Source organism: Celeribacter neptunius (assembly GCF_900113955.1).
Taxonomy (GTDB): Bacteria; Pseudomonadota; Alphaproteobacteria; order Rhodobacterales; family Rhodobacteraceae; genus Celeribacter; species Celeribacter neptunius.
The window spans coordinates 220,946-233,579 of record NZ_FORH01000001.1 but is presented as its reverse complement, the minus strand read 5'-3'; the positions used below and the strand labels follow the sequence as shown (position 1 = coordinate 233,579).

The following is a 12,634-nucleotide window of genomic DNA, read 5'->3' as shown; positions in this document are numbered from 1 at the left end:
TCCCCCAAACGAGGTTTCAACCGCAAAGGCATCCCGATGAAAGACGCAGCTCCCCAGACCATCCATCTCAAGGATTACACGCCTTTCGGCTATGAGATCGAGAGCGTCCATCTGACCTTCCGGCTCGCTCCCGGGGCGACACGGGTGATCTCAAAGATCGCGTTCGCCCCGACCCCGGCGGCAGCCGATAAACGCTTTTTCCTGCATGGCGAGGAGCTGAAGCTGCTCTCGGCCAAGATCGACGGGGCGGAGATCACGCCCCGCATGGTCGAAGGTGGGCTCGAGGCCGATGTGCCCGACGTGCCCTTCACCTGGGAGGCCGAGGTGGAGATCGCGCCGGAGAGCAACACCGCGCTCGAGGGGCTTTACATGTCCAACGGCATGTATTGCACGCAGTGTGAGGCCGAGGGCTTCCGCAAGATCACCTTCTATCCCGACCGCCCCGATGTCATGGCGGTCTTCACCGTTCGGATCGAGGGTGATTTGCCGGTGCTGCTGTCCAATGGCAACCCGGTGACCAAGGGGGACGGTTTTGCCGAATGGCACGATCCCTGGCCGAAACCCTCCTATCTCTTTGCCCTGGTGGCGGGCGAGCTGATCAACCACCCCGGGTTTTTCACCACAAAGTCGGGCCGTGAGGTCGAGCTGAACATCTGGGTCCGGCCGGGTGACGAGGGCAAATGCGCCTTTGGCATGCAGGCGCTCAAGGACTCGATGAAATGGGACGAGGACACCTACGGGCGCGAATATGATTTGGACATTTTCAACATCGTCGCCGTCGATGATTTCAACATGGGCGCGATGGAGAACAAGGGGCTGAACATTTTCAACTCGTCCTGTGTGCTCGCGTCCAAGGAAACCTCGACCGACGCCAATTTCGAACGTATCGAAGGCATCATCGCCCATGAGTATTTCCACAACTGGACCGGCAACCGCATCACCTGCCGCGACTGGTTCCAGCTCTGCCTGAAAGAAGGCCTCACCGTCTATCGCGACCAGATGTTCTCCGGCGACATGCGCAGCCATGCGGTGAAACGGATTGAAGAAGTTCTGACGCTCCGCGCCCGCCAGTTCCGCGAGGACAATGGCCCGTTGGCCCATCCGGTGCGGCCCGAGAGCTTTGTCGAGATCAACAATTTCTACACTGCGACCGTCTATGAGAAAGGCGCCGAAATCATCGGCATGCTGCGCCGCCTTGTCGGCGACGAAGATTATAAGAAAGGCTGCGAGCTTTATTTCGCCCGCCACGACGGACAGGCCGTGACCATCGAGGATTGGCTCAAGGCCTTCGAGGATGCCACGGGCCGCGATCTTGCACATTTCAAACAATGGTACAGCCAGGCTGGCACGCCGCGCCTCAAGATGAGCGAGACCTGGGAAGACGGAACGTTGACCCTCAGCTTCTCGCAATCGACCCCGCCGACCCCGGGCCAGAGCGAGAAGAAGCCCCAGCTCATCCCGATCGCTGTCGGCCTGATCGGACCGAATGGCGACGAGGTCGTGCCGACCACCGTTCTGGAGATGACCGAAGCGGAACAAAGCTTCACCTTCGAGGGCCTCGGCGCCCGCCCCGTGGCCTCGGTGCTGCGCGACTTCTCCGCCCCGGTGATTTTGGAGCGCGAGATCGATGCCAAGACCCGCGCCTTCCTCCTGGCCCATGACACCGACCCGTTCCAGAAATGGGAGATGGGCCGGACGCTGGCCAAGGATACGCTTCTGGCGATGATCGTCAAAGGCACCGACCCGAGCCACGCCTATCTCGACGCGATCAAATCCGTGGTCACGGATGAAAGCCTCGATCCGGCCTTCCGCGCCCTGAGCCTCGGCTTGCCGTCGCAGGACGATCTGGCGCAATCGCTGCACGACGCCGGGATCATCCCGAACCCGCAGAAGATCTATGAGGCGCGCGAAAGCCTGCGCCATATCCTCTCGGATCATCTGCGCGAGGTGATCCCCGCGCTCTATGCCGAAAACGATGCCGGCGCCTTTACCCCCGATGCGGAGGGCTCCGGCAAGCGCAGCCTGCGGCTGGCGATCCTGGCGCTCCTGAGCCTGCGCGACGAGGGCGTCACGGCGCGGGCACTCTACAAACGTGCCGATAACATGACCGAACAGGCCGGTGCGCTGCAGGCGCTGCTGGCGGCGGGCCATGGCAAAGAGGAACTCGCCGCCTTTGCCGAACGCTGGAAAGACGACCGGTTGGTGATGGACAAATGGTTCATGATGCAGGTCGCCGCCGCGGCCCCGGACAGGGCGGCGACGGTCGCGAAGTCCCTCTCCGAACATGCTGATTTCACCATGAAAAACCCGAACCGCTTCCGGGCGGTCTTTGGCGCGCTCGCGGGCAACCATGCCGGGTTCCATCATGAGAGCGGCGCCGCCTACCGGCTTCTGGCCGATCAGTTGATCACGCTCGACGCCCTGAACCCGCAGACCACGGCGCGGATGAGCGGTGCCTTCGAGACTTGGAAACGCTATGATGCGGATCGCCAACAGCTGATCCGGGCCGAGCTCGAGCGCATTCTCGCCACCCCCGGCCTGTCGCGCGACACCACCGAAATGGTGACACGAATCCTCTCGGCCTGAGCCGCTCAGCGTCGGGATCGAAGGTCGGACCGAGATCCGAGCCAACGGGGCTTTCGCCCCGTTGGCGCTATCATAACGCAATAATAACAAAGATTTGATCCCAAGTTCGCCGGTCTCGCCCCCTTCCCCGCCGAACTGGAAAGATTGTCACATTCAAACCCCGCAATCTTATGTCATGATGCCTCTTATCGCGCGGGCGACACGCCTAACTTTTTACGATCAAACAGGGACAACACCCCATGAAAAAGCTTCTTATTTCGACAGTGATCGCAGCCACGGCTGCCACCGGCGCATTTGCACAATCGCCATCCGACACCGCCAAGGCGCGCCGCGCCTTCTACACGCTCGTCGGCTATGAAATGGCCTCTCTGGGCGCGATGGCACAGGGCAAAATGGACTATGACGCCGAAGCCGCCAGCCAGTCAGCCAAGGACCTGATGACCCTCGCCGGTCTGCACACCGCCGATTACTACGTCCCGGGCACCTCGAACGCGGATCTGCCGGGCGAGACCCGCGCCAAGCCCGAGATCTGGTCCGACATGGCCGGCGTTCAGGAAAAAGGCATGGCCTTCTACGAAGCCGTGGTCGCGCTCAACGAGGTGGCTGGCAACGGTCTCGACGCGCTGCGTCCGGCCGTCGGCCAGCTGGGCGGCACCTGCAAAGCCTGCCACGACGACTACCGCGCCAAAGATTTCTGATCTGAACATCAAGGCGTACCATGTCGGAACAGCTTGAAAAAACCTATCTCTGGGACCCGGTTGTCCGGGTCCTGCACTGGGCATTGGTGATCGCGTTTTTCACCGCATTCGGTCTCGGCAAATTCGGCCCGGACCAGATGACCTTGCATTTCTATGCCGGCTACGCGGTGGCCGGGATCGTGGTGCTGCGGGTGCTCTGGGGGATCTTCGGCTTCTATACGGCACGGTTTTCCAACTTCGTCAAAGGTCCGGGCAAGGTCATCGCCTATGCCCGGACCCTGCCGTCCCAAACACCGTCGCGCAGCTACGGCCACAACCCTGTGGGCGCGCTTTTCGTCGTCGGTGTGTTGCTTGTTCTGGCGATGCAGGTGGCGAGCGGGCTCTTTGCCGACCCGGAAGACTACATCAATGTCGGACCGCTGGCGCAATATGTCTCCTCGGACATCACCCGCAAGGCGCTCTCGCTGCACGAGCCTCTGTCGTTTCTGCTCCTGATCATGGTGCTGGGCCATATCGGCGCAATCTTCTGGTACAAGAAACGCAAGGGCGAGAACCTCGTGAAACCGATGATCACCGGCTATGCCGATCTGCCACCGGGAAAGGTTCCGGGCGAGTAACGAGCTGAGACCGAAGCTGAAAACAGAAATGAAAAGGGCGCCGATCTGGCGCCCTTTTTTTTAAACCCGGGACCCGCGATCGGATCAGAGTGCAATCGGAATGGCACAGCGCCCCGACAGGCCATCTGCCGCGCCGGACGACAGCGCCGTCGAAAGCGCAATCGTCTGCTGCGCCAGTTCCGCGGCGCTGTTGTTGCGAAAGATCCCGTCGCGCGACAAGGGGCTGCGGCTGAGATTGCGCACCGAAGCGCCATAGCGCGCCCTGTCCGCCTCATAGATCGCGGCGATTTCACCCTCTGGCAAGGCGAGCTGGGAGGTCAGGAGCGGCTTTGCGCCGGAGACCGCCGCCTCGGCGCTTTCGAAAACTTCGAAATGGATATGCGGCCAGCGCCCGGGATAACAGCCCGGCACGATGGTCTCGAATGTCACCCTGCCCTCGGCATCGGCCACGCCAAGACCGCGCAACCAATTGGCCTCAGGAACATTATACATCGAATAGGCGCCGTCGGCGTCACAATGCCAGATATAGATCGCCGCGCCCTGGAGCGGCTGACACCCCGGGTGATCCTGCAAGCTCAGCTCCAGCGTCAAAGCCGTGCCGGCGACCTGGCCCCGATAATCGCCAAAGGAGGCGGTGACATCGCGACGGATCACACCGGATTGGCGCAAGACATTGATGACAGTGCCGCTTCGACGATTGCTGCCATCCGCCGGGAACGGCCCGGCGGTCTCCCATGGCAGGGCCACACAGTCGAGCGCCAACGCTGGCGCGCCCGCCACCGAGGCAATCCCCAGACCGCTCATCAGCTGGAGCAGGCGTCTGCGCCCCAGCATCCTCGGCAAATCATGCTGAAATCCCAGATCGTGGTCGTCGTCGGAATGGTCATGCGGCATCGCTCAGATCCTTATGTGCGTTTTCATTGCAAGATTAACGCACAGGGACGCGAACTCCGTCATGACAGGCCATAACATGCGCGTGAGCATAGCGCCGCCGCCTCCGGCCAGCGCGGCCTCTCAGATCGGCCCGGGCAGCCGCTCTTCGGAGAGCACGACATTGGCCTCGACATTGCCGACCCCCGGCAATGTCATGATCCGGCGCCGGAGCACGCGTTCGAAATCCGGCAGATCCTGCGCCACCACCCGCAGGCGATAATCGAACAGACCCAACACGTGCTGCACCGTCTGCACCTCCGGAATGGCGCGCACGGCGCGCTCGAAATCCTCGAGGCTGACACGACCCTTGGTGGCAAGTTTTACACCGAGAAACACGGTGACGCCAAAGCCCAAGGCCTCGAGGTCGAGATCGACCCGGCGCGGACCGAAAATGCCCGCTTCCCGAAGCCGCTTGATCCGCCGCCAGGTGGCGGGCTGGCTCAGGCCGAATGCCCGCCCCAGCGCGCCCGCCGATTGCGTCGCATCCTCGCAAAGCGCCCGGATGAGCTTGCGGTCGATGTCATCGAGATCGATCATTATTGCCTCCCCCGGCGGTCAAATCCTCCTGCGGAATCAAGGCGAAGCCGCTGCAGGATCGGCCTTGCTGGAAGCATGCGATTGCAGGACCCGTCCCCCGGTCAGGTAATCCTGCGGCTATTCCAAACCTCATCCTCACAACGGCACCGACTGGCTGTCCTTGATCGTCGCCACCTGCATCAGCGCCTCGATATCCGTCATATGCGGCAGTGTGAGGATCTTCTCGCGATAGATCCGCTGATAATCCGCCATGTCGCGGGCGATCACCAACAGCCGCGCATCGACCCGGCCCAGAAATGTCCCAATCGAGATCACCTCCGGCACCTCGCGCGCCGCCGCGATGAATTCGTCGAAGGCGCGCGGCTCGGTCTTGTCCAAGGTCACCCGCAGAGACACCTCGACACCATAGCCCAGCGCCCGCCAGTCGACCTCTTCGCGGATCGCTTTCACCACGCCGGCGGCGCGCATCCGCTCCAGCCGCCGCGCGAATGTCGCTGCGGTCACACCCGCGCGCTCGGCGAGATCGGAGGGCAGCGCCGCCGGTTCCGCCTGAATCTGGCGCAGTATTCGGCGATCGGTGTCGTCAACTTGCATGATTTTTTCAACTTAGGATTATATAGAGAATGATTTCATCTCATAAATCTGATTTCAGGTCAAACTTTGTCATCAAATCGCGGGTTTCATGCGCGATAAAGCTGCCAGACATATTTCGGGCCCAAATGGTCCGGCTGACAGCAAAAAGGAGCGCCCCATGCGCGTGTATTACGATCGCGATTGCGATGTGAACATCATCAAAGACAAAAAAGTCGCCATCCTCGGCTACGGTTCGCAGGGCCACGCCCACGCGCTGAACCTGCGCGACTCCGGCGCGAAAAACCTCGTCGTCGCGCTGCGCGAAGGCTCGCCGTCCGCCAAGAAAGCCGAAGCCGAAGGCCTTCAGGTCATGGGCATCGCCGAAGCTGCCGCCTGGTGTGACGTGATCATGTTCACCATGCCCGACGAACTGCAGGCCGAGACCTACAAGAAATACGTCCACGACAACCTCAAAGAAGGCTCCGCGATTGCTTTCGCCCACGGCCTCAACGTGCATTTCGGCCTGATCGAGCCGAAGCCGGGCGTCGACGTGATCATGATGGCGCCGAAAGGCCCGGGCCATACCGTGCGCGGCGAATACACCAAAGGCGGCGGCGTGCCCTGCCTCGTGGCCGTTGACACCGACGCCACCGGCAAAGCGCTCGAAATCGGTCTGTCCTATTGCTCCGCCATCGGTGGCGGCCGCTCCGGCATCATCGAGACCAACTTCCGCGAAGAGTGCGAAACCGACCTCTTCGGCGAACAGGCCGTGCTCTGCGGCGGTCTCGTCGAGCTGATCCGCTGCGGTTTCGAGACTCTGGTCGAAGCCGGTTACGCCCCGGAAATGGCCTATTTCGAATGTCTGCATGAGGTGAAACTCATCGTCGACCTGATCTACGAAGGCGGCATCGCCAACATGGATTACTCGATCTCCAACACCGCCGAATATGGCCAGTACGTCACCGGCCCGCGCATCCTGCCCTACGAGCAGACCAAGAAAGCGATGAAAGAGGTTCTCTCCGACATCCAGGCCGGCAAATTCGTGCGTGACTTCATGCTCGAAAACCAGGTTGGCCAGCCCTTCCTCAAAGCCTCGCGTCGCGCCAATGACGAGCACCTGATCGAGGAAACCGGCGCCAAACTGCGCGGCATGATGCCCTGGATCACCGCCGGCAAAATGGTGGACAAAGAGCGCAACTAAGCGTCTCGCATAGGTTGAAAAGCCCCGCTTCGGCGGGGCTTTTTTATGCGCATTCAGAGGTCCCGGACGTTGCCCGAGCCGGAGAAAACCCAAGCGATCTTGACTCGAATCAATTTCCTCTCGGACACTGCTTTCATCTTTTGTTAACCAGTCTTGCGGTCATTCCGGGGGGATCTACGATGAAAATCAACATGCTCAAAGCCGCGTTCGCGGCCCTGTTTCTGTATTCAACACCTGCTTTCGCCACCATCATAACCGGCGCCGTGACGACAGGAAGCGGCAGTTTCGTCAATCTGAGCGGCACCAGCGGCTTTTCGGTCGGCCAGAACAACTTCGACGACCTCAACCTCTATGCGTTCGATGAACAGCAAAACGTTGTCCTGACCGAGGATGTCAGCGTGAACATCGGCTCCGGCATCAGCGCCGGAAGCTACATCTCCAGTCATTATCTCGCCTTCGATCCGCTCAACACCGCGCACCAGGTCGGCTGGGTCCAGTTCGACAGCGCCATCTATGGCGTTGCCACCACTTCCGCACTGGTCTCGGCCAGCGCGTTTCTCGGGGCGCCCGGCGTCACCTATCTCTCGCCCAGCCTGCTCGGGCTCGAAGGCGGTGATTCCGTTTGGGTCGACTCGAATGACAACACCAAACTCTGGGTTGATTGGACCGCCAGCAACCCCGGCGATTACGTCCGCGTTTTCACCGATTACAGCCCGGCCGCCGCCGTGCCTCTCCCGGCCAGTGCACCTTTGCTCCTGGCGGCGCTCGGCCTGTTCGCAGGGGTCAAGCGCCGTCGCAAAATCAGCTGAGCAATGCCCCTCCGACGGGGTAAGTGGCTGGACAAGACGCCTCCCCCGCCCCTATCACTCTCTGGACGAGAGGCCCCGACCCGCGTCGGGGCCTTTTCTTTTGATCACGTATTTCAGGATCATCATGCCCAAATTCACCCCGACAACCGTGCGCAGGGACAGCGGCGCAACCGCCGCCTGCGGCCCCTATGAAGCACTTTTGTTCAGCGACAGCGGGGGGCTCTCGCAATTCGGCGCTTTCGAGGAAATCCTGCCGCCCGGCTCCGCCTCTTCGATCAAACATTGGCACGCGGCCGAGGACGAGATGGTCTATATGATCGAGGGCACGGCCACGGTCATCGAGGGCGACGAGACCTATCTGCTCCATGCGGGCGAGGCCGCCACGTTCAAGGCCGGGGTCGCGACCGGGCACTGCCTGCGCAACGACACGCCGGCCCCGATCCGCTATCTGGTGATCGGTACCCGCTCGACCGGCGACACGGTCACCTATCCGGATCACGACCGCATCCTGCGCTTCACCCGCGCTCCCGGCGCGACCGAGGTCTCGGAACGGCGCTACAGCACACTCGACGGCACGCCTGCGACGACCTCCCCCTATGACGCGCCCGATGAACGCTAGACTCTCGCCCCTCCCCGAGATCACCCGCGCCTCCTGGGTCATGGTCGGCATCCTGGGCTTTGTCTGGGGCTCCACCTTCATGGTGATCGAGATCGCACTCACGGGCGTGACGCCCTTCTGGCTCGCCACCTTCCGGCTCACCATCGCGGCGATGGTCATGGCGGTGTTTTGGGGGCGCGAGGGGTTTCGCATGGGCACGGACCCCGGCAACCGCCCGCATCCGCTGTCGCTGATCTGGGCCGGCGCGGTGTCCTCCGGCATTCCCTTTCTGCTGCTGAACTGGGGTCAGCAATATGTCACCTCCGGCTTTGCCGGGACCTCGATGGCCGCCGTGCCCTTGGTGGTGCTGCCGATGGCGCATTTCATGGTGGCAGGCGAACGGCTGAGCCTGCGTTCGGTGATCGGCGTGACACTCGGCTTCTTCGGCGTTTTCCTTCTGGTCGGTCAGGACGCGCTGCACAGTTCCGGTGCCGATCTCGAAGTCTGGGGTCGCCTGGCCTGTCTCACCGTTGCCTTTTGCTACGCCCTCAATTCGATCACCGTGCGGCGCATCCCGCCGATCAATTCCACCGCATTGACCACGATCATGATGGCCAGCGGCGCGCTCATCACCCTGCCCTTCTCGATCGCCGCCGAAGGCGCCCCTGGCCTGCCGCCACTCAAGGCCTTTGTCGCGCTGATCTTTCTCGGCGTCATCTCTACGGCGGCGATGAACCAACTCAGGGTGCTGGTGATCCGCTCCGCCGGGCCGACCTTCATGACATTGGTGAATTATCAGGTGCCGGTCTGGTCGGTGGTTCTGGGGGCACTGGTCCTGAGCGAACCTTTGCCGCCGAGCCTTCTGATCGCCCTGGCGCTGATCTTGGGCGGTATGGCGATCTCGCAATGGCCGGTGGTGCGCCGGATCTTTGTGCGCGGATAGCGGGGTCGCCCTGCGCGAGCGTTATATTGTAACCATATCGGCGCTCCCCATATTCCCGCCATGACCTACCCTGTAAACAAAAGACAGGGGTTGCCCGAAGAGATGCAGCTCCTGCTTCGGGATTATCCGCGCGATACATGGCCGGATCACCCGAATTTCACCCGCTCCGTCCAGAAATGGATGAGCGCTCATGACATGTTCCGGGCTCTGTCCTCCTATCTCCGGGAGGACACGGAGGCCTTTCTGGACAAAAGGATGGAGGATCAGATCTATGCGCAGAAACTCGCGAAATACGGGCATATCCTGCTCCAGAGCCTGCATGGCCACCACACATGGGAAGATCGCAGGTTCTTCCCGGAGCTGGGGCATGCGGAAAGCCGGCTGATCGCCGGGCTCGACATGCTGGAGACCGATCACGAGGCGCTCGACGGCACGCTCGAGACCTTCAAGCGCGGCGCCAACCGGATCGTTCAACTGGCGCATCTGTCGCCCGCCGACATGTATGACGAGGCCGGGGCGATCCATGCCCATGTCGACAAGATCGGCTCGATCCTTGACCGTCACCTGGCGGATGAGGAGGATCTGGTGGTGCCGATCATCCTGCATCACAAGCTGCGCGGCTGATGTGGCGCTGAAATGCCACAGGAAACCGCCAACAAGACTGAAAGGGTGCCTTGCGGGGCGCCCTTTTTCATGCGCAGGATGCGGCCAAAGGAGACCCAGATGACCGATCCGAAAGCCCCGCAAGATCCGCAACATGACGCGCATATCCCCGCCGATCTGACGCCGGAACATGAGGCCGATATCCGCGAGGAGCGCGCCCGCATGTTCACATTAGGCTTCTGGAAAAGCCTTCTGATGGGGCGCGAGGGGCTGGGCGACACGTTCTGGGCCGGCAATTACCTCGCCGCGCTGTTCTTCGTTCCGGTCTATGTGCTGCTCCTGGCGATCCCGCCGCTCTACGGGCTGATCCCGGTGGTGTTCATCCTCTTCGGCATCTACCTTCTGGCCGTGGCCCGCGCCGTCTGGCTCGCCAAGCCCAAGGGCGATTCCGGCAAAGGGATGAAACTCCTTGGCGTGATCTGGACCCTGATGAATGCCGCCATGTCGCTGGCCTATACGCCGTTCACCGGCGGCAGCTGACACGAGAGACATCATCGATGCAAATCAGGAGCTTGTTCACTGCACTGGCGCTCTCTCTGGCGCCCCCCGCGCTCGCCGACGGGCGCGCCCCCGACTATCTGTCTATCCCGCTGGCCTCGCATCATTATGGCGATTGGGGCGACAAGACCGGGGACAGGTTCAACGAATTCAATCCCGGCCTGATGCTCACCTGGGCGGAACGCGCGGGCGGGTTGAATTACACCGTGGGGGCCTATCGCGACAGCGAGGCCGACCTGTCGGTGCATCTCTCGGCTGCCAGGATGTGGGACATCGGAGATCAGGCGCAGGCCGGGATCGTCGGCGCCTACATCCATTCCTTCGGCGATGGCTACCGTGGCTTTGCCCCCTCGCTTCAGCTCAATTACAAATATCTCTTCGTCAATCTCGCCAATGGCTATGACAATGGCGTCTACGGCGTGGTCTCGACCGGGATCACCCTGCCGCTGGGCCACTAAAACGCGCAGCAGAGCAAGTAGAAATCCGATATCAAATATAAAAAGGCGGCCATATCAGCCGCCTTTCTTATCATTTTCGAACATATCGCCCTTGAGACAACTCAGGTGGCACTTGCCGCCTTCTCCGCTTCGAACCGTGCCCGCGCCGCCAGAATATCCGGCACATGCGCCTCGCCCCAGTCCCGCAGGCTGGACATCAGCGCAGCCAGTTCCTCGCCCAGCGGGGTCAGTTCATATTCGACCCGTGGCGGCACCACCGGATAGACCTCGCGCAGCACCAGCCCGTCGCGCTCCAGCGCCCGCAGGGTCTGGGTCAGCATTTTCGGGCTGACGCCTTCGAGCCGTCTTTGCATCTCGGAATAGCGATGCCGTCCGCGTTTGAGCGCCATCACTGCCAGATAGGCCCATTTGTTGCTCAACAGTTCCAGCACCGTATGCGACGGGCAGGTGCGACGAAACATATCGTAAGAAATGTGATCCATGCTTTCCATAAGGATAGTATATATCAAAAAGGTTCATACTTCACAATATATAGTGACTTCTTAGATTGGCCATATACACACAATCGAATGGAGACACTCCAATGAAACGCATCACCCAATCAACCACCGGCCCCGCCGATGTCCTGACGCTTGAAGACGTCACCCTGCCCGCTCCGGGTCCGGGCGAGCTTCATATCCGCGTCCATGCGGCGGGGATCAACCCCGTCGATCTGATGGTTCGCAACGGCGACGTGCCGCTTCTGGGCGAACCGCCCTTCACCATCGGCTGGGATCTCGCCGGCACGGTATTGGCCGTGGGGCCCGAGGTGAGCGGCTTTACCCCCGGTGACCGGGTCTTTGGCATGCCCACCTTCCCGGCGCCGGCAAATGCCTATGCCGAAGAGGCGCTTGCCGCCGCCCATGAGCTCGCCAAAACCCCGGAGGCGCTCTCTGACGCCGAGGCCGGCGCCCTGCCCCTGGCCGGTCTGACCGCCTGGCAGGGGCTGGTCACCCATGGCGGCCTCAAAGCCGGGGAAAAAGTGCTGATCCATGCCGGTGCCGGCGGGGTCGGACATCTCGCCGTACAAATCGCCAAGGCGCTTGGCGCCGAGGTCTGGACCACGGTGAGTGCGGCCAAGGCGGAGATTGCTCGCGATCTGGGCGCCGATCACGTGATCGACTACAAGACCGAGGATTTCACCGATTTCGGGCCGTTCGATCTGATCTTCGATCATGCTGGCGGGGATCAGGCGGATCGCGGCGTCACGGCTTTGGCGCCAAGCGGCCGGCTGATCACTCTCCTGCCGCTCTCGGAAGGGGCCGAGGCCCGGGCCGCAACCGAGGGCAAAAGCGTCGCCCGGATCATGGTCGCGCCGAGTGCCGCAGATCTCACGGAACTGGCCGGGCTTGCAGAACGTGGCGCCTTGCGCCCGATCGTGGCCGGGAGCTTTCCGCTGGCCCAAGCCCCCGCAGCGCATGAGGCGCTGATGCAACGCCCGGCGGGCAAGATCGTGCTCCTGCCCTAGATCAGGCCTTCAG

General features: G+C 61.9%; 15 protein-coding genes. 11 read left to right on the top strand and 4 right to left on the bottom strand.

The genetic code is table 11. The features are described 5' to 3' along the window. Window positions 1–36 precede the first annotated feature (36 nt). From pepN to BM151_RS01175, 3 genes are all read left to right on the top strand, one after another. The gene (pepN, locus tag BM151_RS01185; protein WP_090055936.1) at window positions 37–2,586 is read left to right on the top strand and encodes an aminopeptidase N; all 2,550 of its coding nucleotides are present in this window, start codon (window positions 37–39) and stop codon (window positions 2,584–2,586) included. A 239-nt stretch (window positions 2,587–2,825) separates the two neighbouring features. Beyond that, window positions 2,826–3,284: a c-type cytochrome gene (locus BM151_RS01180; protein ID WP_090055933.1), complete on the top strand. Its 459-nt coding sequence runs from the start codon at window positions 2,826–2,828 to the stop codon at window positions 3,282–3,284. 20 nt (window positions 3,285–3,304) lie between these two features. Further along, entirely contained in the window at window positions 3,305–3,901 is a 597-nt protein-coding gene (locus BM151_RS01175; RefSeq protein ID WP_090055930.1) for a cytochrome b/b6 domain-containing protein, read from the top strand. An 84-nt stretch (window positions 3,902–3,985) separates the two neighbouring features. Here BM151_RS01175 and BM151_RS01170 read toward each other — a convergent pair whose 3' ends face one another. From BM151_RS01170 to BM151_RS01160, 3 genes are all read right to left on the bottom strand, one after another. After that, window positions 3,986–4,795 (bottom strand): dioxygenase family protein, encoded by an 810-nt coding sequence (locus BM151_RS01170; protein ID WP_090055926.1) that lies wholly within the window; start codon window positions 4,793–4,795, stop codon window positions 3,986–3,988. Window positions 4,796–4,915: 120 nt separating this feature from the next. Beyond that, the gene (locus BM151_RS01165) at window positions 4,916–5,371 is read right to left on the bottom strand and encodes an Lrp/AsnC family transcriptional regulator (protein ID WP_090055923.1); all 456 of its coding nucleotides are present in this window, start codon (window positions 5,369–5,371) and stop codon (window positions 4,916–4,918) included. A gap of 135 nt (window positions 5,372–5,506) precedes the next feature. Beyond that, window positions 5,507–5,965 carry an Lrp/AsnC family transcriptional regulator gene (locus BM151_RS01160; protein WP_090055920.1) on the bottom strand — a complete coding sequence of 153 codons (459 nt, stop codon included), beginning with the start codon at window positions 5,963–5,965 and terminating at the stop codon, window positions 5,507–5,509. A gap of 157 nt (window positions 5,966–6,122) precedes the next feature. Here BM151_RS01160 and ilvC point away from each other — a divergent pair, with 157 nt between their 5' ends. The 7 genes from ilvC (at window position 6,123) to BM151_RS01125 (ending at window position 11,114) form a co-directional block, all read left to right on the top strand. Continuing rightward, complete coding sequence (gene ilvC, locus BM151_RS01155; protein ID WP_090055919.1) at window positions 6,123–7,145, top strand: ketol-acid reductoisomerase; 1,023 nt, start codon at window positions 6,123–6,125, stop codon at window positions 7,143–7,145. A gap of 179 nt (window positions 7,146–7,324) precedes the next feature. Continuing rightward, window positions 7,325–7,954: a VPLPA-CTERM sorting domain-containing protein gene (locus BM151_RS01150; protein WP_090055915.1), complete on the top strand. Its 630-nt coding sequence runs from the start codon at window positions 7,325–7,327 to the stop codon at window positions 7,952–7,954. A gap of 124 nt (window positions 7,955–8,078) precedes the next feature. Beyond that, window positions 8,079–8,573 (top strand): cupin domain-containing protein, encoded by a 495-nt coding sequence (locus BM151_RS01145; protein WP_090059063.1) that lies wholly within the window; start codon window positions 8,079–8,081, stop codon window positions 8,571–8,573. Further along, window positions 8,563–9,495 carry a DMT family transporter gene (locus BM151_RS01140; RefSeq protein ID WP_090059060.1) on the top strand — a complete coding sequence of 311 codons (933 nt, stop codon included), beginning with the start codon at window positions 8,563–8,565 and terminating at the stop codon, window positions 9,493–9,495. The genes BM151_RS01145 and BM151_RS01140 overlap by 11 nt, the downstream gene beginning before the upstream one ends. A gap of 90 nt (window positions 9,496–9,585) precedes the next feature. Next, a complete protein-coding gene (locus tag BM151_RS01135) occupies window positions 9,586–10,119 on the top strand; it encodes a hemerythrin domain-containing protein (protein WP_245781062.1) in 534 nt (177 codons plus the stop codon). Window positions 10,120–10,218: 99 nt separating this feature from the next. Then, complete coding sequence (locus tag BM151_RS01130) at window positions 10,219–10,638, top strand: hypothetical protein (RefSeq protein ID WP_090055912.1); 420 nt, start codon at window positions 10,219–10,221, stop codon at window positions 10,636–10,638. Window positions 10,639–10,655: 17 nt separating this feature from the next. Continuing rightward, complete coding sequence (locus tag BM151_RS01125) at window positions 10,656–11,114, top strand: hypothetical protein (protein ID WP_090055910.1); 459 nt, start codon at window positions 10,656–10,658, stop codon at window positions 11,112–11,114. A 101-nt stretch (window positions 11,115–11,215) separates the two neighbouring features. Here the strand turns inward: BM151_RS01125 and BM151_RS01120 are convergent, their stop codons facing one another. Further along, on the bottom strand, window positions 11,216–11,596 hold the full coding sequence (locus tag BM151_RS01120) for a winged helix-turn-helix transcriptional regulator (RefSeq protein ID WP_218151313.1): 381 nt from the start codon (window positions 11,594–11,596) through the stop codon (window positions 11,216–11,218). A gap of 101 nt (window positions 11,597–11,697) precedes the next feature. Between BM151_RS01120 and BM151_RS01115 the strand changes: the two genes are divergently transcribed. Beyond that, window positions 11,698–12,621, top strand: coding sequence for an NADP-dependent oxidoreductase (locus tag BM151_RS01115; protein ID WP_090055901.1), 924 nt, complete (start codon window positions 11,698–11,700; stop codon window positions 12,619–12,621). The last annotated feature ends 13 nt before the right edge of the window (window positions 12,622–12,634 follow it).

What these genes read in the sequence shown, in the direction of transcription:
- BM151_RS01180 (WP_090055933.1), top strand. Translation starts at nt 2,826, where the DNA reads ATGAAAAAGCTTCTTATTTCGACAGTGATCGCAGCCACGGCTGCCACC.
- BM151_RS01170 (WP_090055926.1), bottom strand. Translation starts at nt 4,795, where the DNA reads ATGCCGCATGACCATTCCGACGACGACCACGATCTGGGATTTCAGCAT.
- BM151_RS01125 (WP_090055910.1), top strand. Translation starts at nt 10,656, where the DNA reads ATGCAAATCAGGAGCTTGTTCACTGCACTGGCGCTCTCTCTGGCGCCC.
- BM151_RS01150 (WP_090055915.1), top strand. Translation starts at nt 7,325, where the DNA reads ATGAAAATCAACATGCTCAAAGCCGCGTTCGCGGCCCTGTTTCTGTAT.
- BM151_RS01145 (WP_090059063.1), top strand. Translation starts at nt 8,079, where the DNA reads ATGCCCAAATTCACCCCGACAACCGTGCGCAGGGACAGCGGCGCAACC.
- BM151_RS01140 (WP_090059060.1), top strand. Translation starts at nt 8,563, where the DNA reads ATGAACGCTAGACTCTCGCCCCTCCCCGAGATCACCCGCGCCTCCTGG.
- BM151_RS01130 (WP_090055912.1), top strand. Translation starts at nt 10,219, where the DNA reads ATGACCGATCCGAAAGCCCCGCAAGATCCGCAACATGACGCGCATATC.
- BM151_RS01165 (WP_090055923.1), bottom strand. Translation starts at nt 5,371, where the DNA reads ATGATCGATCTCGATGACATCGACCGCAAGCTCATCCGGGCGCTTTGC.
- BM151_RS01160 (WP_090055920.1), bottom strand. Translation starts at nt 5,965, where the DNA reads ATGCAAGTTGACGACACCGATCGCCGAATACTGCGCCAGATTCAGGCG.
- BM151_RS01115 (WP_090055901.1), top strand. Translation starts at nt 11,698, where the DNA reads ATGAAACGCATCACCCAATCAACCACCGGCCCCGCCGATGTCCTGACG.
- pepN (WP_090055936.1), top strand. Translation starts at nt 37, where the DNA reads ATGAAAGACGCAGCTCCCCAGACCATCCATCTCAAGGATTACACGCCT.
- BM151_RS01120 (WP_218151313.1), bottom strand. Translation starts at nt 11,596, where the DNA reads ATGGATCACATTTCTTACGATATGTTTCGTCGCACCTGCCCGTCGCAT.
- BM151_RS01175 (WP_090055930.1), top strand. Translation starts at nt 3,305, where the DNA reads ATGTCGGAACAGCTTGAAAAAACCTATCTCTGGGACCCGGTTGTCCGG.
- ilvC (WP_090055919.1), top strand. Translation starts at nt 6,123, where the DNA reads ATGCGCGTGTATTACGATCGCGATTGCGATGTGAACATCATCAAAGAC.